Raw genomic sequence first — 22,095 nt, forward strand, 5'->3', positions numbered from 1 at the left:
TAACATTCATGAAATCCTACTCTTGTGCTGTTTTAGTGCTGCTGTTCCCCCTGTCTGGCACGGCGCTGGCGGTGAGCACTGCCTGTCCGCCTCTGAGCAAAAACATTACCAGCAGCAACAATTGGATTATGCTGGGGGGTGATGCCAAAGGCGCGGTACGTCAGGTGGTGGCAGGGGAATTTGGTAAAGATGTCGATTCGCAGAAACGCGTACTGGGGCAGTTCGATCAGTGCGGGGATTTGATGGTTGCCGACATTACGTATGACAAGAACGAAGGCAACGTGGTGCTGACCATGGAACAGCACATCGCCCGCGTGCAGCGAGGTTGGGTGGCGGAGTATGCCTACCTGGTCAAAGTGGTAAAAGCGGGCAAAGAAGAAGTGGTGGATAACCGCCAGGGCACCATCAGTTGGCAAATGGGCCAGCATGGCAACATCATCAGTTCGTCCGACAAATTCACCAGTATGGGCAAAGATGGCTTCACCGATACCACCTACCGCTACGATAAACATTTTCGCCTGGAAAAGAGCGTCGCGCGCGGCAGTGATGTGATGACCAACGGAGAGAGCACCTGGCGCTGGAATCCACAAGGGCTGGTCACCTCATCGTCCAGTGCACGCGGTAAAGACACCTACAGTTATGATAAGCAGTGGCGAGAGCTGCGGCTTAATGGCTTCGCTACCACGCCTGTCAGTACCTTAAGTTCAGTTGATGAGTGTCAGTTATGGGATGAGGTGGGCAACTGTACGCTAAGTTATCTGCATGAAACCGAGGTGTTTGCCAAAGGCACCATCGAGCGTCACCTGAGCTCTGCCTATAAATATCAGTATTGGGATCGCCCGCCAGCCGTGGCGGATGAGGGGGAATAAAGGCGTTTTATCCGGGCGCACCGCGGTGCGCCCAACTTCTTTTACTGCACGGTTTTACTGAAGGCATCTACCGCCACAATCGCGTTGGCGATATCTTCTGGTGACAGGTTTGGATTGAGGTTCTTCAATGTATCCCCCTCGCTGTTTGCAAGCGCCCCGACGCGCAGCAGATTCTCCCAGGATTCATTCTCCAGATGCAGCTCTTTCAACGTGGTCGGCATGTTAATTGAGCGGTAGAAACGGATGTAGCGCGCAATCTCGTCATCCGGGCGCTGCTCCAGCACCATCTGCGTCAACGTGCCGTAAGCGACTTTTTCGCCATGCGTCAGATGATGGATATCGCCATCAATCGCTGTAAAGCCATTATGAATGGCGTGTGCACCCGCCAATCCGGCATTCTCGAAACCGAGTCCTGAAAGCAGGGTATTGGCTTCCACCACGGCTTCTACGGCTGGTGTCACGCGTTTTTCACTCACGGCGGTGTAAGCACTGTAGCCCCATGTCAGGAGCGTCTCTTCACATGCACGCGCAATGGCGGTGCCTGCAATGGTGGGATCGCCGTTGACCATTGATTTGGCATGCGAGCGCAGCACGGCCTGCGCCTCCACCCAGGTGGCCAGCCCATCGGCAATGCCTGAGGCGAACAAGCGAGCAGGCGCACCCGCGCAAACAGCGGTGTCCACCAACACCAGATCCGGGTTTTTGCTGTAGAAGCGGTAGCTCTCAAAGACGCCGCTGTCGGAATAGATCACGGATAACGCGCTGCAGGGCGCATCCGTCGAGGCCACGGTCGGCACAATGGCGACGGGCTGTTTAAGCTCATCGGCAATCGCTTTCACCGTATCCAGCGTTTTACCGCCCCCCAGACCCACCACCACATTGCTGCCTTGCGCTTTAGCCAGTTGCGTTAAACGATTGATCTCGTTGCTGGAGGCTTCTCCGTTAAATTGCTGCCAGCTGAACTCAATGCCCGCCGACTTTAACGTTTTCTGTGTGCGTTCACCGATTAGCTTCCAGACGATGTCATCAGCGACCAGAAACGCATGCTGGCCCAGCTCGGCCACATAGGTTCCCAGTTCATCCAGCACACCTGCACCCTGGACATACTTACGCGGAGAAGAAAAAATGAATTTACTCATAGCGACAACTCCTTGATGTGAGAAAAGCGGTTGCCGATAAAGTGACACAGATAAATGACGGAGATTTAACCATTGCTGGCAAGTTGAGAATTATTATCAATTGCTGACGGAAGGTAACTATCGTCAAGATGTTGCGGCAAGGTTAAGATAGCGGCCAACTGACAGGGAGCTCGCCATGACACTGATATTCTCATTTCTTTTTGCCATTACTATTCTGACGTTAACGCCAGGCTTTGATACCGCGCTGGTGCTGCGATCCGCAGCCGCACAAGGCTGGAAACGGGCATCAGCCACCGCTTTGGGCGTCACTATGGGTTGTCTGGTGTGGGGCGTAGCGGTGGGGCTGGGTCTCGGCGCGCTGCTGCTGGCTTCCGAAATGGCGTATAACCTGCTGAAGTGGGTCGGCGCCGCCTATCTGCTCTATCTCGGCGTTAAGCTGCTGCTGAATCCCCGCACCCAGGCGGAAGAGAGCCAGAGTGTGCAGGGCAAAGAGCAAAGCTATTTCGCCTGCTTCTCGCGAGGATTATTCGGCAATCTGTTAAATCCGAAAGTCGGTGTGTTTTATGTCACTTTCCTGCCACAGTTTATTCCGGCCGGTGCGTCAGTGGCGCTATGGTGCACCCTGATGGCGTTAACGCATATGATGATTGGCCTGGTATGGAATGCGGTATTGATCGGCGGCAGTCAGTATTTTGCTGCGCATCTGCGTCGTCCAACCGTGCTGAAAGTGATGGATCGTTTGACGGGCTGTGTGTTTATCGGTTTCGCCGCGAAGCTGGCGCTGTCGCGGCGTTAGGCATTACGGCTTGCGTGCCACCAGTACCGCGCGTAGCGGTGCTGGATAACCTTCAATGGTTTTGCTGCTGTCGTTAGGATCAAGGAACTCGGCCAGTGATTCGCTGGTCATCCAGCTGGTGCGACGTTGCTCTTCCGTTGATGTCACCGCGTAATCCGCGATGCGCACATCGACAAATCCACACTTCTCCAGCCAGCCTTTTAACGCGGCGGCAGACGGAATAAAGTAGACGTTACGCATTTGCGCATAACGTTCACCCGGTACCAGAACGGTGTTTTCATCGCCCTCAACCACCAGCGTTTCCAGCACCAGCTCTCCCTCACTGACCAGCTGATTTTTCAACTGCAGTAAATGATCGAGCGGCGAGCGGCGGTGATACAGCACGCCCATGGAAAACACGGTGTCGAAAGCCTGCAAGGCAGGCAGTTGTTCGATGCCAAGTGGCAGCAGATGGGCGCGACGATCGTCACCCAGCAGCTTGCGCACCGCTTCGAACTGACACAGGAACAGCTGCATCGGATCGATGCCGACCACCAGCTTCGCGCCTGCGCCAATCATGCGCCACATGTGATAACCGCTGCCGCAGCCGACATCCAGCACCGTGCGATGTGTCAACGGCGAGATATGCGGCAGCACGCGATCCCATTTCCAGTCCGAGCGCCATTCGGTATCAATCTCGGTGCCGTAAAGGGAATAAGGACCTTTGCGCCAGGGCATCAGGTTGCGCAACAGGTTTTCAATACCAAGACGTTGGCGATCGGTGAGATCGTCAGCCGTGGCCGTGACGCTGTTGACCAGATCCAACGTTTGCGGGTTTAGCAGCGGCAGGTAATCCACTGACTTTTCCCAGTCGCGGAATTTACCGTGCAGATTTTCACGCTGCCAGGCCGCTACTTGTGCGGGTAAGACTTCCAGCCAGCTCGCCAATGGGCCGGTGGCGATTTGCTGATAAAAACGGCCAAAATCAATCATTTCAACGCTACCAAAGAACCAAAGTTAAAGCACTGGAACCACAACTCAGCGTGGGCAAAACCGGCGGTTTTCAGACGCGCTTTGTGCGCCTCTACGCTGTCGGTGAGCATGACGTTTTCCAGCATGCTGCGTTTCTGGCTGATCTCGAGTTCGCTATAGCCGTTAGCACGTTTAAAGTCGTGGTGCATGTTGAACAGCAGATCGCCCACTTCGCTATCTTCAAAGCTGAACTTCTCAGACAGCACCAGCGCGCCACCAGGGTTCAAGCCGTTGGCGATTTTTTTCAGCAGTTCCAGACGTGCAGGAGGCTCAAGGAATTGCAGGGTAAAGTTCAGCACCACCATTGAAGCATTTTCAATATGGATATCCTGAATATCCGCTTCAATCACCTGCACCGGCGTGTCCGCACGGAAGGCATCAATGTGACGGCGGCAACGCTCCACCATCGCCGGAGAGTTATCCACGGCAATAATCTGGCAGCCCGGCACGTGAATGTTGCGGCGGACAGAGAGCGTGGCGGCACCCAGCGAGCAGCCGAGATCGTAAACCTGGCTATCAGGCTTCACGAAGCGTTCTGCCAGCATGCCAATCATCGAAATGATGTTGGAATAACCCGGCACCGAGCGCTGAATCATATCGGGAAAGACTTCAGCCACGCGCTCGTCAAAGGTCCAGTCACCCAGCTTATCGATGGGCGCAGAGAATAGCGTATCGCGGTCAGACATAATGAAAAGTCCGGAGAGAGGAATCGGAAAGGGCGCTATTCTGTCAGAAAGTCCCGCAGGCTGCACCCGCTTTGAGTTTAGAACAAGCTGCTTTGTTGCGGCCAGTCGGGCAGATTGCGCAGCGAAGGCTCAAGCTGCAACAGTTGAGGCCACAGCGCCTGCAGCAAGGGAAACACCTCGCCCATATCCGGCGTATGGATAAACAGCATCGGATCGCTTTCTGTCTGCCACTCCGCCAGTTTATGTTGCCACGGCTGGAACAGCGGCACGCTCTCTTCCACGCTATCGCTGCCGATAAAGCGCACCATCGGTTGCGAACCGCTGCGCACGGCATGCGGTGGCACGCGCGGTTTTTTCGCCCGGGCATCCACGGCGGCGGCGGTTTGCGAGGTGGACGCGTGCACCGGACGGCTATCGAGGATCACGCGATTCACGCCGCGTTCAAGCAGGCCACGGTTGAGCGCGCGCTCAGCCTCGCCTTTGGCAAAAAACTGCTCGTGGCGCACTTCCACGCCATAACTAAATCCGCGCGGCAGGCTATCGAGGAACAGCCACAAGTCTTTCAATTGCGCAGGTGAAAAGGTTGCCGGCAGTTGCAGCCAATACTGCCCGATGCGCTGGCTTAACGGATCGAGCAAGCGGAAGAATTCGTTCAGCAGTTCATCGCAGTTCCGAAGCGCGGCTTTATGGCTGATGCTGTTGGGAAATTTAAAGCAGAAGCGAAAGTCATCGTGTGTCATATCGCGCCAGCGCATCACTGCCTCCGGCGAGGGCAGCGCATACAGCGTGGTGTTGCCTTCGACGCAGTCAAACAACTGTGCGTAATCCGCCAGGGTTTCCAGGCCATACTGCTTCCAGCGGGGATGCTGCCATTGCGGTAATCCAATGCGAAGTGTCAAACGTGGCTCCTGAATCCTTTTGCGGGCGGGAATAGGCCAGGTAATGTACCCTGTTTTGGTGTTGGCAGGAAAATCCGTGCGATAAACCGCAATGTTTTGTCCGCTTTGATCTGGCTCTACTTATCCTGCCTGGGTTTTTCCATTATAATAGCCGCCTTTTTTGCGACAGCATCTCATAAGGTTACGCGGCCTGATGCTGTCTGGCAGCAGCGGCGAAGTTAAAAGGATACGTTATGCGTACAGAATATTGCGGACAGCTCAATCTGTCTCACGTGGGTCAGCAAGTCACTCTCTGCGGTTGGGTTAACCGCCGTCGCGATCTGGGCAGCCTGATTTTTATCGATATGCGCGACCGTGAAGGTATCGCTCAGGTATTCTTCGACGCCGATCATCAGGACGCTTTCCAGCTGGCCTCTGAGCTGCGTAACGAATTCTGTATCCAGATCACCGGCACCGTGCGTGCGCGTGAAGAGAAAAACCGCAACAGCGATATGGCCACTGGCGATGTCGAAGTGTTTGCTCATGCGCTGAACATCATCAACCGCGCTGAACCGCTGCCGCTGGACTCTAACCAGACCAACAGCGAAGAAGCGCGTCTGACCTATCGCTATCTGGACCTGCGTCGTCCGGAAATGGCGCAGCGTCTGAAAACCCGTGCGAAAATCACCAGCTTCGTGCGTCGCTTTATGGATAACGAGGGCTTCCTCGATATCGAAACCCCAATGCTGACCAAAGCCACGCCAGAAGGTGCGCGTGACTATCTGGTGCCAAGCCGCGTGCATAAAGGCAAATTCTATGCGCTGCCGCAGTCCCCACAGCTGTTCAAACAGCTGCTGATGATGTCCGGTTTCGACCGCTACTATCAGATCGTTAAATGCTTCCGTGATGAAGACTTGCGTGCTGACCGTCAGCCAGAATTCACCCAGATCGACGTGGAAACCTCTTTCATGACCGCCGAGCAGGTGCGTGAAAAGATGGAGCGTCTGATTCGTGAGCTGTGGATCGACGTGAAAGGCGTGGATCTCGGTGACTTCCCGCAAATGACCTTTGCCGAAGCCATGAACCGTTACGGTTCTGACAAACCCGATCTGCGTAACCCAATGGAGCTGGTGGACGTGGCTGACCTGCTGAAAAGCGTGGAATTCCAGGTGTTCGCTGGCCCGGCTAACGATCCGAAAGGTCGTGTTGCCGCGTTGCGTGTGCCGGGTGGCGCAGCGCTGACGCGTAAGCAGATTGATGAGTACACCAAGTTTGTTGAGATTTATGGCGCCAAAGGTTTGGCGTGGATGAAGATCAACGAGCGAGCAAAAGGCTTCGAGGGTGTACAGAGCCCGGTCGCGAAGTTCCTGACGCCAGAAATCGTGGAAGCGATTCTGAACCGCACCACTGCGCAAGATGGCGATCTGATCTTCTTCGGCGCTGACCGTGCCAAAATTGTCACAGATGCTCTGGGTGCACTGCGTCTGAAAGTGGGCCGCGACCTGAAGATCACTGACGAAAGCATGTGGGCACCGCTATGGGTCATCGACTTCCCAATGTTTGAAGCGGATGAAGAGGGCGGTCTGGCTGCGATGCACCACCCGTTCACCTCGCCGAAAGAACTGACGGCTGAACAGCTGGCGGTCGACCCGACGCAGGCCGTGGCGAACGCTTACGATATGGTGATCAATGGCTACGAAGTGGGCGGCGGTTCCGTGCGTATCCACAACGGCAAAATGCAGCAGACCGTGTTCAGCATTCTCGGTATTACCGAAGAAGAGCAGCGCGAGAAGTTTGGCTTCCTGCTGGATGCACTGAAATACGGCACACCACCGCATGCAGGCCTGGCCTTTGGTCTGGACCGTCTGACCATGCTGCTGACCGGCACCGACAACATCCGTGATGTTATCGCGTTCCCGAAAACCACTGCAGCGGCGTGCCTGATGACCGAAGCGCCAAGCGAAGCCAACCCGGCAGCGCTGTTGGACCTCGGCATTCTTGTGGCTCCGAAGAAAGAAAAGTCAGAGAACAAGTAATGGGCTATAAACATCCGGTTTCAGTGCTGGTGGTGATTTTTGCGCGAGATACTGGCCGGGTGTTAATGCTGCAGCGACAGGATGATGAAAGTTTCTGGCAATCCGTGACGGGCAGCCTGGAAGCGGGTGAAAGCCCGCGCCAGGCGGCAGAACGTGAAGTGTCGGAAGAGCTGGGTATCGATGTCGCGGGCGAACAGCTGGTGCTGGATGATTGCCACAAACACATTGAGTTTGAAATCTTCCCGCACTATCGCCATCGCTACGCGCCTGGTATCACGCACAACCGTGAGCACTGGTTCCGGCTGGCACTTCCGCAAGAGCGCGATCTCCTTCTTACGGAGCATCTCGCCGCGCGCTGGCTCGATCCTGCCGCAGCCGCAGCCCTGACCAAGTCCTGGAGTAACCGCCAGGCAATCGAAGAATTTACCTGAATGCCCGCCGCCGCGCGTTTTTCCGGCGACGATTAAGGTAGATTCCACGAATTCGACGAAGCGTATTCCCTTCGTACTTAAATCCGGTGCCAGGCATTCATCTTGCACCGCTAAAATTGAACAGATGGGCGTAATCGGCACAAAGTGTCAGTTACAGGTTGCCCAATAATGAACAGTCAGGCGTTATCGGCGCAGCAAGGTTGTTCACCGCCAGCGCACAGCAACCGGAGCGTACTTTTGTACGTGAGGATTGCGAGCACTGCCGGGGGACAAGATTGCAAGTGAGATAGCCTGCACCCTGTTAAAGATCGGAGAAACAGTAAAGATGGCTGGACATAGTAAATGGGCGAATACCAAGCACCGCAAGGCGGCGCAGGACGCTAAGCGCGGTAAAATCTTCACCAAAATCATTCGTGAGCTGGTGACCGCAGCGAAACTGGGCGGCGGCGATGCCGGATCGAACCCGCGTCTGCGAGCAGCAATGGACAAAGCCCTGTCCAATAACATGACCCGTGACACCATGAACCGTGCGATTGCACGCGGCGTCGGCGGCGAAGATGATTCCAACATGGAAACCATCATCTATGAAGGTTACGGTCCTGGCGGCTCAGCGGTGATGATCGAGTGTCTGAGTGACAACCGTAACCGTACCGTGGGCGAAGTGCGTCACGCCTTTACCAAAACCGGTGGCAACCTCGGTACCGACGGTTCTGTTTCTTACCTGTTCAGCAAAAAGGGTGTGATCTCCTTTGCGCCAGGCCAGGATGAAGATGCGGTCATGGAAGCGGCGCTGGAAGCCGGTGCGGAAGACGTGGTGAGCTACGACGACGGTGCGATTGATGTGTTTACCGCGTGGGAAGAACTGGGTGCAGTGCGTGATGCGCTGGAAGCCGGTGGCCTGAAAGCGGATACCGCTGAAGTCTCAATGATCCCTTCCACCAAAGCGGAAATGGATGCGGAAACAGCACCGAAACTGCTGCGTCTGATCGACATGCTGGAAGATTGCGACGATGTGCAGGAAGTTTATCACAATGGTGAAATTTCTGATGAGATCGCGGAAACGCTGTAATGGCGTTTTCCATTAACCGAACAGCCGGAGGCGCGTAGTGGCGATCATTCTCGGGATTGACCCCGGCTCGCGCGTCACCGGTTACGGTGTGATTCGTCAGGTTGGCCGCCAGCTCAGCTATCTGGGCAGCGGCTGTATCCGCACCAACGTTACCGATCTACCTTCTCGCCTCAAATTGATTTACGCCGGGGTGACGGAAATCATCACCCAATTCTCGCCAGACTATTTTGCTATCGAGCAGGTATTTATGGCGAAGAATGCAGACTCAGCGCTAAAGCTGGGCCAGGCGCGTGGCGCAGCGATTGTGGCGGCGGTGAATCTCGATTTGCCGGTGTTCGAATATGCAGCGCGTCAGGTCAAACAAACGGTAACCGGCACCGGTGGGGCAGAAAAAAGTCAGGTTCAGCACATGGTGCGCACCTTGCTGAAACTACCTGCTAACCCGCAAGCCGATGCCGCCGATGCGCTGGCCATCGCCATTACCCACTGTCATTTGAGCCAGAACACGGTGCGACTGAGTGACGCTAAGCTGGTGATGACGCGTGGGCGATTGCGGTCCGGCTGACGAAAACCCAAACATTGAAGGCTGGATATTGATCCAGCCTTTTTTATGATATAAATACCCGTCATATTTCCACTGTCTGATGCGCGGGCTGCCCTTGTTCACCTGAATCACTGACCTCAGTGCGTTCATCGTGATGCGCTCGCTTGCCGCTTTAATGTCAGAGGAAATCAATCAGGTATTTTTAGGATTACATAAGGAACTGCTCAGGTGATTGGTCGCTTACGAGGCAATATTCTGGAAAAACAGCCGCCGCTGGTGTTAATTGAGGCGCACGGTGTGGGTTATGAAGTGCACATGCCAATGACCTGCTTCTACGAGCTGCCGGAGATCAATCAGGAAGCGATTATCTTCACCCAGTTTGTGGTGCGTGAAGATGCGCAGCTGCTGTTCGGCTTCAATAACAAACAAGAGCGTGCGCTGTTCCGTGAACTGGTAAAAGTGAATGGCGTGGGGCCAAAGCTGGCACTGGCGATCCTTTCTGGCATGTCAGCACAACAGTTTGTGACCGCCGTTGAGCGTGAAGAGATCGCGTCATTGATCAAGTTGCCTGGCGTCGGCAAGAAAACTGCCGAGCGTCTGGTGGTGGAGATGAAAGACCGCTTTAAAGGCATGCACGGCGATCTGTTTGGCAGTGACTCGACCTTCACATTGACCACGCCGTCTGAAGCGCCAGCAGCGAATGACGCTGAGGCCGAAGCGGTGGCTGCACTGGTGGCGCTTGGCTATAAACCGCAAGAAGCCAGCCGCATGATCAGTAAAGTCGGCAAACCTGATGCGGATTGCGAAACGCTGATCCGTGAAGCTCTGCGCGCAGCTATTTGAGGTAATGCATGATTGAAGCCGATCGCCTGGTCTCGGGCGGCTCTATAAATGAAGAAGAGAGCCTCGACCGTGCCATTCGCCCTAAGCTCCTGGCGGAATACGTGGGGCAACCGCAGGTGCGCGAGCAGATGGAGATCTTCATCAAAGCAGCGCAACTACGTAGCGATGCGCTGGACCATCTGCTGATTTTCGGCCCGCCGGGATTAGGTAAAACCACGCTGGCTAACATTGTGGCGAATGAGATGGGCGTGAACTTACGTACCACCTCCGGTCCGGTGCTGGAAAAGGCGGGCGATCTGGCTGCGATGCTGACCAACCTCGAACCTCATGACGTGCTGTTTATCGATGAGATCCACCGCTTATCACCGGTGGTGGAAGAGGTGCTCTATCCGGCGATGGAAGACTATCAGCTGGATATTATGATTGGCGAAGGCCCAGCGGCGCGCTCAATTAAACTCGATTTGCCCCCCTTTACCCTGATTGGCGCCACCACGCGCGCGGGCTCGCTGACATCACCGCTGCGCGATCGCTTTGGCATCGTGCAACGTCTTGAGTTTTACAACGTACCGGACCTGCAACACATCGTCAGCCGCAGTGCAGCGTGCTTAGGATTGGCGTTGAGTGAAGAGGGCGCGTTAGAAGTGGCGCGCCGTGCCCGAGGTACACCGCGAATCGCCAACCGTTTATTGCGTCGTGTACGCGATTACGCCGAAGTTCGTGCCAACGGTGTGATGAGTGGGGAAGTCTCTGCCAGCGCACTCGATATGCTCAACGTCGATAATCAGGGTTTCGATTACATGGACCGCAAGCTGTTGCTGGCGATCATCGACAAGTTCTCGGGTGGTCCGGTGGGGCTGGATAACCTGGCGGCGGCGATTGGTGAAGAACGGGAAACCATTGAAGATGTGATTGAACCCTTCCTGATTCAACAAGGATTCATTCAACGCACGCCTCGCGGCCGTCTGGCCACGCAGCATGCCTATAAGCATTTCGGCATCAGCCGCGAAGAGTAAAGCCGGCTCTCGTGCGGCGGCGCGATTTCACGATCGGACATTCGCTTAGGGGCCATTAATGGCCCCTTTATTACGATGCCGGCTTTTTCGCCATGCTGATGATGAACAGCACAGCGGCGCAGAGTACCACGGAAGGGCCAGCGGGCGTGTCGTAAGTGGCGGAGAACGTTAGTCCGCCAGTGACCGCCAGAATGCCAATTATCACCGCAAACCCGGCCATCTGTTCTGGTGAACGGGAAAAACGACGCGCTGTGGCGGCGGGAATAATCAGCAGTGAGGTGATAATCAGTGCACCGACAAACTTCATTGCCACACCAATGGTCAAGGCGGTGACGAGCATCAGCATCAGGCGCGTGCGTTGAATGTTGACGCCATCCACTTGAGCCAACTCCGGGCTGATGGTCATCGACAGCAGTGAGCGCCACTGCCATGCCATCACCGCCAGTACAATGGCCACGCCAGCGCCCATCATCCACAAATCATCCGGTGTTACTGCCAGCAAATCGCCAAACAGATACGCCATTAAATCGACGCGTACACCCTGCATCAGGCTGACCACCACCAAACCCAGCGACAGCGCGCTGTGCGCCATAATGCCGAGTAACGTATCAATGGCCAGATGCGGACGACGCTCCAGCCACACTAAGCCCAGAGCCAGAAATACGGTCACCAGAATCACCGCGTAATAGGGATTCACATTGAGCAGCAGGCCAAAGGCCACGCCGAGCAGCGAAGCGTGCGCAAGGGTATCGCCGAAATAAGACATGCGACGCCAGACCACAAACGAGCCAAGCGGACCCGCCGCCAGCGCCAGCAGCACGCCACCGAGCCAGCCGGGTAATAACAGTTCAATCATGACGGACCATTTCCTTTACGCAGCACAATTCGTCCCTGTAAATCGTGACGGTGATTGTGATGATGGCGATAGATTGCCAGTTGCTGCGCGCCACGTGGGCCGAACATGGCGATAAATTCTGGATGCTGAGACACCGCTTCTGGCGTGCCGGAACAGCAGATGTGGTGGTTGAGACACAGCACTTCGTCAGTTTTTGCCATCACCAAATGCAGATCGTGCGAAACCATCAGCACGCCACAGTTGAGTTCCTGGCGAAGCTGATCGATTAAATCGTAGAGCGCCACTTGCCCATTCACGTCAACGCCTTGCGTAGGTTCATCTAACACCAGTAACTGGGGTTGATTGAGCAGGGCACGCGCCAGCAGCACACGCTGGGTTTCACCACCCGAAAGTTTTTGCAGAGGCGCATTGAGCAGATGTCCGGCCTGCACGCGTTTCAAAGCCGGGAGAATAGCATCACGCTTGCTGCCACGCGTCAGACGCATAAACCGCTCAACGGTGATCGGCAACGTCGGGTCAATGTGCAATTTCTGTGGCACGTAGCCGATGCGTAAACCGGGGGTGCGTTTGACGCTACCGCTTGTTGGCGTAAGAAGGCCGAGCACCGTCCGGACCAGCGTCGATTTGCCCGCGCCGTTCGGCCCAAGCAGCGTCAGTATTTTCCCCGGCTCCAGTGTCAGGCTGATACCTGCTAGCACAGGGCGCTGGGAAAACTTCACGGAGATGTTTTCAAGTGTAACAAGTGACGACATATTATTTACGGGTTGCATTGAATTTCGAATGTTATAATATCACATTCCATCAACAGGTCACGATGGAATGACGCATTATGTTACACATTAAGCAGCGCTTCGCTTTCACTCTTCCTGCTGCGGCACTCGCCGCCGCCTGCGCGATGCCCGCGCACTCAGCCGTAGTGGCTTCAATCAAACCGATCGGATTTATCGCAGCGGCCATTGCCGATGGCGTGACGCCAGTGGAAGTGCTGTTGCCAGATGGCGCTTCAGAGCATGATTATGCTTTACGTCCTTCTGATGTAAAACGTATTAAAAACGCGGACTTAGTGGTATGGGTTGGACCAGAAATGGAGGCGTTTCTGACCAAGTCTGCGGCAGAGTTGCCTGAGGCTAAAAATCTCGAAATAGCGGCGATGCCAGGGGTGAAACCGCTGCTGATTCGTGGTGGTGAAGACGAGGACGAACATGAGCACGGTCACGATCATGACCATGACTCAGATAAGTCTGAAGACCAGGAGCCGTCTCATACACACCACCACCATGGTGAGTTTAATATGCACCTGTGGATGTCACCTGAGATTGCGCGACAATCTGCGGTTGCAATCCACGGAAAATTATTGGAACTTATGCCGCAAAGCAGAGCCAAACTTGACGCGAACCTGCAGCAGTTTGAAGCAGAATTAGCAGATGCGGATAAGCATATTGGCGCGCAGCTTGCCCCCGTTAAGAGTAAGGGTTATTTCGTTTTTCACGATGCGTACAGCTACTTTGAAAAACACTACGGTTTGTCCCCTGCTGGACATTTCACCGTCAACCCTGAGATCCAACCGGGCGCCCAGCGTTTACATCAAATACGAACACAGTTGGTTGAGCAGAAAGCCGTATGCGTTTTTGCTGAACCACAATTCAGGCCGGCCGTCATCGATGCCGTGTCTCGCGGAACCAACGTGCGCAAAGGCACACTTGATCCGCTGGGCATGGGAATCAGCTTAACCAAAGACAGCTATGTGAAATTCCTCTCACAGTTGTCGAGCCAGTATGCGAGCTGCCTGAATGGAGCATAGAGGAATAAGTAAAAGTGCAGCAGATAGCCCGCTCTGTCGCCCTCGCATTTAATAATTTGCCGCGTCCCCACCGCGTTATGCTGGGTTCATTAACTGTTATCACGTTGGCCGTCGCTGTTTGGCGGCCTTACGTTTACCATCCCCATGATGTTGCCCCCATCGTGAAAGACATCACGCTGGACAAAAACGAACTGCGCACGCTGTTACCCGAAGCCAGTGAGCCGATCGATCAGACCACGGTTGAACCGGAAGAAGAGATTCCGGCCGATGACATCGATAAAGATGTGCAGGACAACCCGAATCAACACGATTACACCGTTTCCTCTGGCGATACCCTGAGCAGCGCACTGAATCAGTACGGTATTGATCTCAGTGATATCAATGCGTTAGTCAGTAGCGATAAAGACTTCCGTAACCTGCGCGTCGGCCAGCAACTCAGCTGGACGCTGGATGCGGATGGTCAACTGCAAAACTTTACCTGGGAAGTGGATCGCCGCGAAACCCGCACTTACGAGCGTCAGCCGAATGGCAGCTTTAAGATGCAGCAGGAGATGCAAAAGGGTGAGTGGCAGAATAGTGTACTGAAAGGTGAAGTGCGTGGCAGCTTTGGCGCCAGCGCCCAGCGTGCAGGCTTGACCAGTGCTGAAACCAGCAACGTCATTAAAGCCATGCAGTGGCAGATGGATTTCCGCAAACTGCGCGCCGGGGATGATTTCAGCGTGCTGATGTCTCGCGAGATGCTGGATGGCAAAAGTGCGCAGAGCCAGCTGCTCGGCGTGCGGCTGCGTACCGGTGGCAAAGATTACTACGCGTTCCGCGCTGAAGATGGCAAATTCTACGATCGCAACGGCTCAGGCCTTGCCCGTGGTTTTATGCGCTTCCCGACGGTGAAACAATATCGCGTTTCCTCCAACTTTAATCCGCGCCGTCTTAACCCGGTAACGGGCCGCATCGCACCGCATAAGGGTGTCGATTTCGCGCTGCCGATCGGTACACCGGTATTGGCCGTGGGTGATGGTGAAGTGGTGATGGTCAAAAATGGCGGGGCGGCGGGTAACTACGTGGCCATTCGTCACGGTCGTCAGTATATGACCCGCTATATGCACCTGAGTAAGGCGCTGGTGAAACCAGGACAGAAAGTGAAGCGCGGTGACCGTATTGCACTGTCAGGCAACACCGGGCGTTCTACGGGGCCACATCTGCATTACGAAGTGTGGATCAACAATCAGGCCGTCAATCCACTCACGGCAAAACTGCCGCGTATGGAAGGGCTGACGGGTAAAGACCGCAGCAACTATTTGGCGGACGTGAAGAGTTATCTGCCACAGCTGGCACTGAAATAACCCATTTCTGTAGCCAATATTGAAAAAACCGACGAATTATTCGTCGGTTTTTTGCTATCTGACGCATGATGATTGCAAAATTAACCACCGTCACTATCATTGTCCCGTCATTGTCAGAGGCGAGTGCATGGAAACCCGAAAGAAAAATAACAGTGAATTTATTCCCGTTTTTCAACGTTCTTTTTTAAAACCGAAATACTGGGGCAACTGGCTGGCGATTGGTGCGCTGGCGGGCATGGCAATGCTGCCAGCCAAAGTGCGCGACCCGATTTTGGGTGGATTGGGGCGATTTGCCGGTAAGCTGGCAAAAAGTGCGCGTCGTCGTGCGTTGATCAATCTCTATTATTGCCTGCCGGAGTTAAGCGAAGCACAGCGCGAAGAGATTGCTGATCGTATGTTTGCCACCGCGCCACAGGCGATGGTGATGATGGCTGAGTTGGGGATGCGCGATCCGGCTCGTGTGCGCCAACGCGTTGACTGGCACGGCCGTGAAATTATCGAAGCCTTGCAGGCCAACAAAGAGAACGTGATTTTTCTGGTGCCGCACGGTTGGGCCGTGGATATCCCGGCGATGCTGCTGGCGTCAGAGGGCCAGATGATGGCGGCCATGTTCCATAATCAGAGCGATCCGCTGCTGGATTATGTGTGGAACACCGTACGCCGTCGCTTTGGTGGCCGCATGCATGCACGTAATGACGGCATTAAGCCATTTATCGCCTCGGTGCGTCAGGGCTATTACGGTTACTATCTGCCGGACCAGGATCACGGCCCGGAGCACAGTGAGTTCGTGGATTTCTTTGCCACCTATAAAGCAACACTGCCCGCGGTCGGCCGTTTGATGAAAGTGTGTCGAGCGCGCGTGGTGCCACTGTTTCCGGTGTACAACAGCGAGACACATCGTCTGGAAATCTATGTGCGACCACCGATGGACGATTTGCTGGATGCCGACGATAACACCCTGGCGCGGCGAATGAATGAGGAAGTTGAGATATTTGTGCGGCCGCATCCAGAGCAATACACCTGGATTTTAAAGCTGCTGAAAACGCGCAAAGAAGGGGATATTGAACCTTATGCGCGCAAGGAGCTTTATCCTCGCAAGAAATAACGAAGGGGCCGATTGGCCCCTTTGATTATTCTACCGATTCAACGTGGCTGCGTCGGATACGTTCACGCAGGAACAGCGTGACCAGGCCAAACCACAGCACACCCGCCGCAAAATTGATGCCGCTGAACCATGGCGTACCGCCACTGAAGTAGCCGGCTTTCGCCAGTTCAATCCCGATAGCCAGCGTCAGAATACTGATCATACCCAGCATGGCTGCCACGCTGCCTTTACCTTCGCTGCTGGAATACAGCGTCAGACGATACAGACCGGCGTTGACCATGCCCGCACCAAAGGCATACAGGCTCAATCCTGCGGTCAGCAGCAGGTAGGTATGGATGTCGAGCAGGTTTGCCAGCAACGAGATGCTCAAGCCTATCAAAATCGGCCAGGCGGCGAATTTGACTGGCTGCTCGATGGGAACGCGACCCGCCAGTTTGCCCAGCGTCAGGTTGCCAGCGATCATGGCGAGGAACACCGGCAGTTGCAGCAGCGCATACCCCATGCGCGATAAGCCCTCGTCGTGCATCAGAATCACGGGCGACAGGGCAACCCAGGTCAGAATCGGAATAAACACCAGGCCAATAGCGAAAGATCCATACATCACCTGACGATCGCGTGCCAGACGGCCATAGGCGCGCGCCAGATTGGGCAGGGCAATGGAGTGACTGCGATCGCCAGCGGTTTCCGGCATGATGCGCCACAGCACCACAAAAGCCACCACGCTACAAATCGCAAACAGCCAGAACATGCTACGCCATTCACCCACGGTCAACCAGGCGGCACCCGCCAGCGGACCGGCCAGCGGGGCTAAGAGGGCCACGTTAGCCATTAACGCCATCATGCGCACCGCTAAAGCCTCATCAAACGCTTCCTGCACTGCGGCATAACTGACTGCACCGATAAAGCACAGGCTGATGCCCTGGATAAAGCGTAGGGTGACAAACTGTTCGATGTTCGTGATCCAGGTGGTCAGAATGCAGGCCGCAGCAAAGAACAGAATGCCGAACAGCAGGACTGGACGGCGACCATATTTGTCCGAGAGCGGGCCGAGCAGCCACTGCAGCACCACGCCGCCCATCAGATAAGCCGTAAGAGAAGTCGACACCCATTCCGGGCCGACGTTGAATTCAGAAGTGACCAACAGCATGCCGGGCTGAATCATGTCATGGGCGATGTAAGTCGCGAACTCAAACAACACCAGCGCGAGCGGGAACAGCAGCACCCGTCCGGTGAGTTGGGTAATCGGTTGATAGCGGGCCATCTGGCCTCCTTGTCAGAAAAAATAAAAACGCGACTGCCAGGCAGTCGCGTTTATCCATGTTGTTACAGCCGCTGTTGGTGGAGCGTGCGCGTTTAGTCTACGCGCAGAACACGGCTGGTGTTGGTGGTGCCGGTGGTTGCCATCACGTCGCCCTGGGTGACAATCACCAGGTCGCCCGAGACGAGGAAACCTTTGTCGCGGAGCAGGTTCACTGCATCATGCGCGGCGGCTACACCATCATTGTTGCTGTCGAAATAAACTGGCGTCACGCCGCGATACAGCGCAGTCAGGTTCAATGTACGTTCGTGACGTGACATGGCGAAGATCGGCAGGCCAGAAGTGATACGTGAGGTCATCAGCGCGGTACGGCCCGATTCGGTCATGGTGATGATGGCAGAAACACCCTGCAGGTGGTTGGCTGCATACATCGCGGACATCGCAATCGCTTCTTCCACGTTGTCGAACTGCACTTCAAGACGGTGCTTAGACACGTTGACGCTTGGGATTTTTTCCGCACCGAGGCACACTTTCGCCATCGCAGACACGGTTTCCGCTGGATACTGGCCAGCAGCCGTTTCAGCTGACAACATCACAGCATCGGTACCATCCAGCACGGCGTTCGCCACGTCCATCACTTCAGCGCGGGTTGGCATCGGGTTGGTGATCATCGACTCCATCATCTGCGTGGCGGTGATGATGGTACGGTTCAGCTGACGCGCACGACGAATCAGCGCCTTCTGGATACCCACCAGTTCTGGATCACCAATCTCAACGCCGAGGTCGCCACGCGCCACCATCACTACGTCAGAAGCGAGGATGATATCATCCATCGCTTCTTGTGACGCAACGGCTTCAGCACGTTCGACTTTGGCCACCAGTTTGGCATCACAACCTGCATCGCGTGCCAGGCGGCGAGCGTAGTTCATGTCTTCCCCATTACGTGGGAAGGACACGGCAAGATAATCCACGCCGATTTTCGCGGCGGTAATGATATCGACTTTATCTTTCTCCGTCAGCGCTTCTGCAGACAGACCGCCACCGAGTTTATTGATGCCTTTATTGTTGGAAAGCGGGCCGCCGACAGTGACTTCGGTGAAGACTTTCACACCCTGAACTTCCAGCACCTTCAACTGCACGCGACCATCATCCAGCAGCAGGATGTCGCCAGGCACCACGTCTTCTGGCAGGCCTTTGTAGTCGATACCGACTTTCTCTTTATCGCCTTCGCCTTTGCCCATATCCGCATCCAGCAGGAAGCGATCGCCGACATTCAGGAAGACTTTGCCTTCTTTGAAGGTGGAAACACGAATTTTTGGACCTTGCAGGTCGCCCAGAATCGCCACGTGACGGCCAAGCTTAGCGGCAATCTCACGCACCTTGTTGGCGCGCATCTGGTGGTCTTCCGGGGTGCCGTGGGAGAAATTGAGTCGCACCACGTTCGCGCCCGCCGCGATGATTTTTTCGAGGTTATTGTCGCGATCGGTGGCTGGGCCGAGGGTAGTTACGATCTTGGTTCTTCTGAGACGTCTTGACATGAAGGACTCCGTTGACAAAGGTTCGTGTCACTCTCAAGGGGACACGGTGTAATCGCATATTCTATATGATCGATGGGCTGTGATTCGACTCACATTGTGAATGTGATGTTAATTATTTTACTGCACCCGCTTTTCCAGGCGCGAATCTTTGAGCGCTTCTTTCACCCGTTTCAGATTTTCGCGGAAAGCCGCGCCACGCTCAAGGGTAAAACCTGTCGCCAAAACATCAACCACGGTTAATTGCGCAAGGCGGGAAACCATCGGCAGGTAGATATCCGTATCTTCAGGTACATCGAGCGTCAGTGCGAGGGTTGCTTCTGCCGCAAGGGGTGAACCCGGAGAGGTGATAGCCAGTACTGTGGAAGCGTTTACACGCGCCAGGCGAGCCAGTTCTATCATATTTTTGGTTCGACCAGTATGTGATATGAGAACAAAAACGTCATTTGGCCCACTATTTATGCAACTCATGCGCTGGATCACAATATCCTCTGACCAGATGACCGGCAGATTAAAGCGCAGGAATTTATTGGTCGCGTCGTGCGCCACAACCGCTGAGGCGCCAAGACCAAAGAAGGCGATTTTTCGGGCCTGAGTCATAGCCAAAACGGCTTGATCAATGACCTGTAGATCCAACTGTTGGCGCACATGGCTTAAGCCGGCGAGGGCGGAATCAAAAATCTTGTGGCTGTAACTTTCAACGCAGTCATTTTCTTCCACATCGCGACTGACCCAGTTCGGTCCTTTCGCCAGACTCTGCGCCAGCCGTAACTTGAAGTCGGGGAAGCCGCGCGTGCCCATACGATGACAAAAGCGATTAACGGTCGGTTCGCTGACATCGGCGGCACGGGCCAGGGTGGCGATGCTGGAGTGCATTGCCTGCTGCGGAGCGGCAAGAATCTGTTCTGCCACTTTCCGTTCTGATTTGCTCAGCGCGTGAAGTTTCGCCTGAATATGTTCCAGCATGTCGTTAACCCGATGCGTCTCAATCACTTTCGTCGCGTTCATCACATGATAAAACGCTGCCAATTCACAACAATATACCGTGTAATACACCCTCGCACGCAGCAGCGGACAAATGTAAGCGTGTTTTTTTTGTCATACTTTGATCGTTGCCGGGTTTTATCCCGACAAACATCGAAACAGAAAAAGCGGCAAAAGCGCACACCACAACACACCTTTGTTCGCCATCATGTTCAAAGTAATGGCTAATGCCACACCGCGTCTGGGTTGTTCCGATGCGGGGAAAAAAGTACATTGTGCTGTAAGAAAATTACAATAAGGACCTGGGATGATGAGGACGCTCAAACCGGGTATATCCTGCAACGAGGAGAGGAAAATGGCGGTAACACAAACAGCCCAGGCATGCGATCTGGTTATTTTCGGTGCCAAAGGCGATCTTGCTCGCCGGAAACTGTTGCCTTCACTGTATCAGCTGGAGAAAGCCGGTCAGATTCACGACACCACACGCATCATCGGCGTGGGGCGCGCGGAGTGGGACAAAGACGCGTACACCAAAGTGGTCCGTGAAGCGCTGGAAACCTTCATGAAGGAGAAAATCGACGAAGCGCTGTGGGATAAACTCAGCAGCCGTCTCGATTTCTGCAACCTCGACGTTAACGACACCTCGCATTTCACCAAACTGGGCAAGATGCTTGACCAGAAAGATCGTGTCACCATCAACTACTTCGCCATGCCGCCGAGCACCTTTGGCGCCATTTGCGACGGTCTGGGCGCCGCCAAGCTGAATGCTAAACCGGCGCGCGTGGTGATGGAGAAGCCGCTCGGCACCTCGCTCGAGACCTCGCAAGAGATCAATGACAGCGTTGGTAAGTACTTCGAAGAGAGTCAGGTGTTCCGTATTGACCACTATCTCGGTAAAGAGACGGTACTGAACCTGCTGGCACTGCGCTTCGCCAACTCCATCTTCGTCAATAACTGGGATAACCGCACCATCGATCACGTGCAGATTACCGTGGCGGAAGAGGTGGGTATCGAAGGCCGTTGGGGTTACTTCGATAAAGCTGGCCAGATGCGCGACATGATCCAGAACCACCTGTTGCAGATTCTCACCATGATCGCCATGTCACCGCCATCCGATCTCAGTGCGGATGCCATCCGTGATGAGAAAGTGAAGGTGCTGCGTTCGCTGCGTCGTATCGACCAAACTAACGTGCGTGAAAAAACCGTGCGTGGCCAGTACACCGCCGGCTTCGTGCAGGGCAAAAAAGTGCCAGGCTACCTGGAAGAAGAGGGCGCGAACAAGCAGAGCGCTACCGAGAGCTTCGTGGCGATCCGTGTTGATATCGACAACTGGCGCTGGGCGGGCGTGCCGTTCTACCTGCGTACCGGTAAGCGCTTGCCGACCAAATGCTCTGAGGTTGTGGTGTACTTCAAGAACCCAGAGATGAACCTGTTCAAAGACTCCTACGCTGAACTGCCGCAGAACAAGCTGACTATTCGTCTGCAGCCAGATGAAGGTGTGGATATCGAGATCCTGAACAAAGTGCCGGGTCTGGATCACAAGCACAAACTGCAGACCACCAAGCTGGATCTGAGCTACTCCGAGACCTTCAACCAGTCGCATCTGGCGGATGCCTATGAGCGTCTGCTGCTGGAAACCATGCGCGGTATTCAGGCGCTGTTTGTACGCCGTGACGAAGTGGAAGCGGCGTGGGGCTGGGTGGATTCCATCATTGATGCCTGGAACGCCGATGCTGAAGCGCCTAAGCCATACCAGGCCGGCACCTGGGGCCCGGTGGCTTCCGTCGCGATGATTACGCGTGATGGCCGTTCGTGGAATGAGTTTGAATAATTTGTGATGGCACAGCCAGTGATTTAGCGACTGGTTAGGCATGAGATACAACCGACAAACGCTTTCG

Annotated in this window: 21 protein-coding genes; 12 read left to right on the top strand and 9 right to left on the bottom strand. The window is 54.9% G+C overall.

Going from position 1 to position 22,095, the window contains the following annotated elements; all coding sequences use genetic code 11:
• The first annotated feature begins 8 nt into the window (after positions 1-8).
• Positions 9-869 carry a hypothetical protein gene (locus ACCW76_RS08840; RefSeq protein ID WP_038646491.1) on the top strand — a complete coding sequence of 287 codons (861 nt, stop codon included), beginning with the start codon at positions 9-11 and terminating at the stop codon, positions 867-869.
• A gap of 41 nt (positions 870-910) precedes the next feature.
• On the opposite strand, the gene ACCW76_RS08845 is transcribed toward ACCW76_RS08840, so the two are convergent.
• A complete protein-coding gene (locus ACCW76_RS08845; protein ID WP_436338353.1) occupies positions 911-2,008 on the bottom strand; it encodes a glycerol dehydrogenase in 1,098 nt (365 codons plus the stop codon).
• A gap of 175 nt (positions 2,009-2,183) precedes the next feature.
• Here ACCW76_RS08845 and ACCW76_RS08850 point away from each other — a divergent pair, with 175 nt between their 5' ends.
• Complete coding sequence (locus ACCW76_RS08850) at positions 2,184-2,804, top strand: LysE family translocator (protein WP_034828637.1); 621 nt, start codon at positions 2,184-2,186, stop codon at positions 2,802-2,804.
• A 3-nt stretch (positions 2,805-2,807) separates the two neighbouring features.
• On the opposite strand, the gene cmoB is transcribed toward ACCW76_RS08850, so the two are convergent.
• The 3 genes from cmoB to ACCW76_RS08865 form a co-directional block, all read right to left on the bottom strand.
• A complete protein-coding gene (gene cmoB / locus ACCW76_RS08855) occupies positions 2,808-3,776 on the bottom strand; it encodes a tRNA 5-methoxyuridine(34)/uridine 5-oxyacetic acid(34) synthase CmoB (RefSeq protein WP_038646493.1) in 969 nt (322 codons plus the stop codon).
• Complete coding sequence (cmoA, locus tag ACCW76_RS08860; protein ID WP_038646496.1) at positions 3,773-4,501, bottom strand: carboxy-S-adenosyl-L-methionine synthase CmoA; 729 nt, start codon at positions 4,499-4,501, stop codon at positions 3,773-3,775. Before cmoA ends, cmoB begins: the two co-directional genes overlap by 4 nt.
• Positions 4,502-4,578: 77 nt before the next feature.
• A complete protein-coding gene (locus ACCW76_RS08865; RefSeq protein ID WP_436338354.1) occupies positions 4,579-5,400 on the bottom strand; it encodes a DUF72 domain-containing protein in 822 nt (273 codons plus the stop codon).
• A 233-nt stretch (positions 5,401-5,633) separates the two neighbouring features.
• Between ACCW76_RS08865 and aspS the strand changes: the two genes are divergently transcribed.
• From aspS to ruvB, 6 genes are all read left to right on the top strand, one after another.
• Positions 5,634-7,415 carry an aspartate--tRNA ligase gene (gene aspS / locus ACCW76_RS08870; RefSeq protein WP_045832918.1) on the top strand — a complete coding sequence of 594 codons (1,782 nt, stop codon included), beginning with the start codon at positions 5,634-5,636 and terminating at the stop codon, positions 7,413-7,415.
• Entirely contained in the window at positions 7,415-7,846 is a 432-nt protein-coding gene (gene nudB, locus ACCW76_RS08875) for a dihydroneopterin triphosphate diphosphatase (RefSeq protein WP_045816048.1), read from the top strand. The genes aspS and nudB overlap by 1 nt, the downstream gene beginning before the upstream one ends.
• 325 nt (positions 7,847-8,171) lie before the next feature.
• Complete coding sequence (locus ACCW76_RS08880; protein ID WP_038646507.1) at positions 8,172-8,915, top strand: YebC/PmpR family DNA-binding transcriptional regulator; 744 nt, start codon at positions 8,172-8,174, stop codon at positions 8,913-8,915.
• 37 nt (positions 8,916-8,952) lie between these two features.
• Entirely contained in the window at positions 8,953-9,480 is a 528-nt protein-coding gene (gene ruvC, locus ACCW76_RS08885) for a crossover junction endodeoxyribonuclease RuvC (RefSeq protein ID WP_436338355.1), read from the top strand.
• Between the two features lie 207 nt (positions 9,481-9,687).
• Positions 9,688-10,302, top strand: coding sequence for a Holliday junction branch migration protein RuvA (ruvA, locus tag ACCW76_RS08890; protein ID WP_034828652.1), 615 nt, complete (start codon positions 9,688-9,690; stop codon positions 10,300-10,302).
• An 8-nt stretch (positions 10,303-10,310) separates the two neighbouring features.
• A complete protein-coding gene (gene ruvB, locus ACCW76_RS08895; RefSeq protein WP_436338356.1) occupies positions 10,311-11,315 on the top strand; it encodes a Holliday junction branch migration DNA helicase RuvB in 1,005 nt (334 codons plus the stop codon).
• Positions 11,316-11,385: 70 nt separating this feature from the next.
• Here the strand turns inward: ruvB and znuB are convergent, their stop codons facing one another.
• A complete protein-coding gene (gene znuB, locus ACCW76_RS08900; protein WP_038646513.1) occupies positions 11,386-12,171 on the bottom strand; it encodes a zinc ABC transporter permease subunit ZnuB in 786 nt (261 codons plus the stop codon).
• Entirely contained in the window at positions 12,168-12,923 is a 756-nt protein-coding gene (znuC, locus tag ACCW76_RS08905) for a zinc ABC transporter ATP-binding protein ZnuC (RefSeq protein WP_038650045.1), read from the bottom strand. Before znuC ends, znuB begins: the two co-directional genes overlap by 4 nt.
• A gap of 77 nt (positions 12,924-13,000) precedes the next feature.
• Between znuC and znuA the strand changes: the two genes are divergently transcribed.
• The 3 genes from znuA (at position 13,001) to lpxM (ending at position 16,420) form a co-directional block, all read left to right on the top strand.
• A complete protein-coding gene (znuA, locus tag ACCW76_RS08910) occupies positions 13,001-13,972 on the top strand; it encodes a zinc ABC transporter substrate-binding protein ZnuA (RefSeq protein ID WP_200680801.1) in 972 nt (323 codons plus the stop codon).
• A gap of 14 nt (positions 13,973-13,986) precedes the next feature.
• A complete protein-coding gene (gene mepM, locus ACCW76_RS08915) occupies positions 13,987-15,315 on the top strand; it encodes a murein DD-endopeptidase MepM (protein ID WP_045816051.1) in 1,329 nt (442 codons plus the stop codon).
• Between the two features lie 127 nt (positions 15,316-15,442).
• Positions 15,443-16,420: a lauroyl-Kdo(2)-lipid IV(A) myristoyltransferase gene (gene lpxM, locus ACCW76_RS08920; RefSeq protein ID WP_038646521.1), complete on the top strand. Its 978-nt coding sequence runs from the start codon at positions 15,443-15,445 to the stop codon at positions 16,418-16,420.
• Between the two features lie 25 nt (positions 16,421-16,445).
• On the opposite strand, the gene ACCW76_RS08925 is transcribed toward lpxM, so the two are convergent.
• From ACCW76_RS08925 to ACCW76_RS08935, 3 genes are all read right to left on the bottom strand, one after another.
• The gene (locus ACCW76_RS08925; RefSeq protein WP_436338357.1) at positions 16,446-17,681 is read right to left on the bottom strand and encodes an MFS transporter; all 1,236 of its coding nucleotides are present in this window, start codon (positions 17,679-17,681) and stop codon (positions 16,446-16,448) included.
• Positions 17,682-17,773: 92 nt separating this feature from the next.
• Positions 17,774-19,216 (bottom strand): pyruvate kinase, encoded by a 1,443-nt coding sequence (pyk, locus tag ACCW76_RS08930; protein ID WP_038646525.1) that lies wholly within the window; start codon positions 19,214-19,216, stop codon positions 17,774-17,776.
• A gap of 117 nt (positions 19,217-19,333) precedes the next feature.
• Positions 19,334-20,179, bottom strand: a complete 846-nt coding sequence (locus tag ACCW76_RS08935; RefSeq protein ID WP_436338391.1) for a MurR/RpiR family transcriptional regulator — start codon at positions 20,177-20,179, stop codon at positions 19,334-19,336.
• Between the two features lie 373 nt (positions 20,180-20,552).
• On the opposite strand from ACCW76_RS08935, the gene zwf reads away from it, so the two are divergent.
• Positions 20,553-22,028: a glucose-6-phosphate dehydrogenase gene (gene zwf, locus ACCW76_RS08940; RefSeq protein ID WP_034828667.1), complete on the top strand. Its 1,476-nt coding sequence runs from the start codon at positions 20,553-20,555 to the stop codon at positions 22,026-22,028.
• Positions 22,029-22,095 lie beyond the last annotated feature (67 nt).

The organism is Pantoea sp. C8B4, assembly GCF_051336905.1.
Taxonomy (GTDB): domain Bacteria; phylum Pseudomonadota; class Gammaproteobacteria; order Enterobacterales; family Enterobacteriaceae; genus Pantoea; species Pantoea rwandensis_B.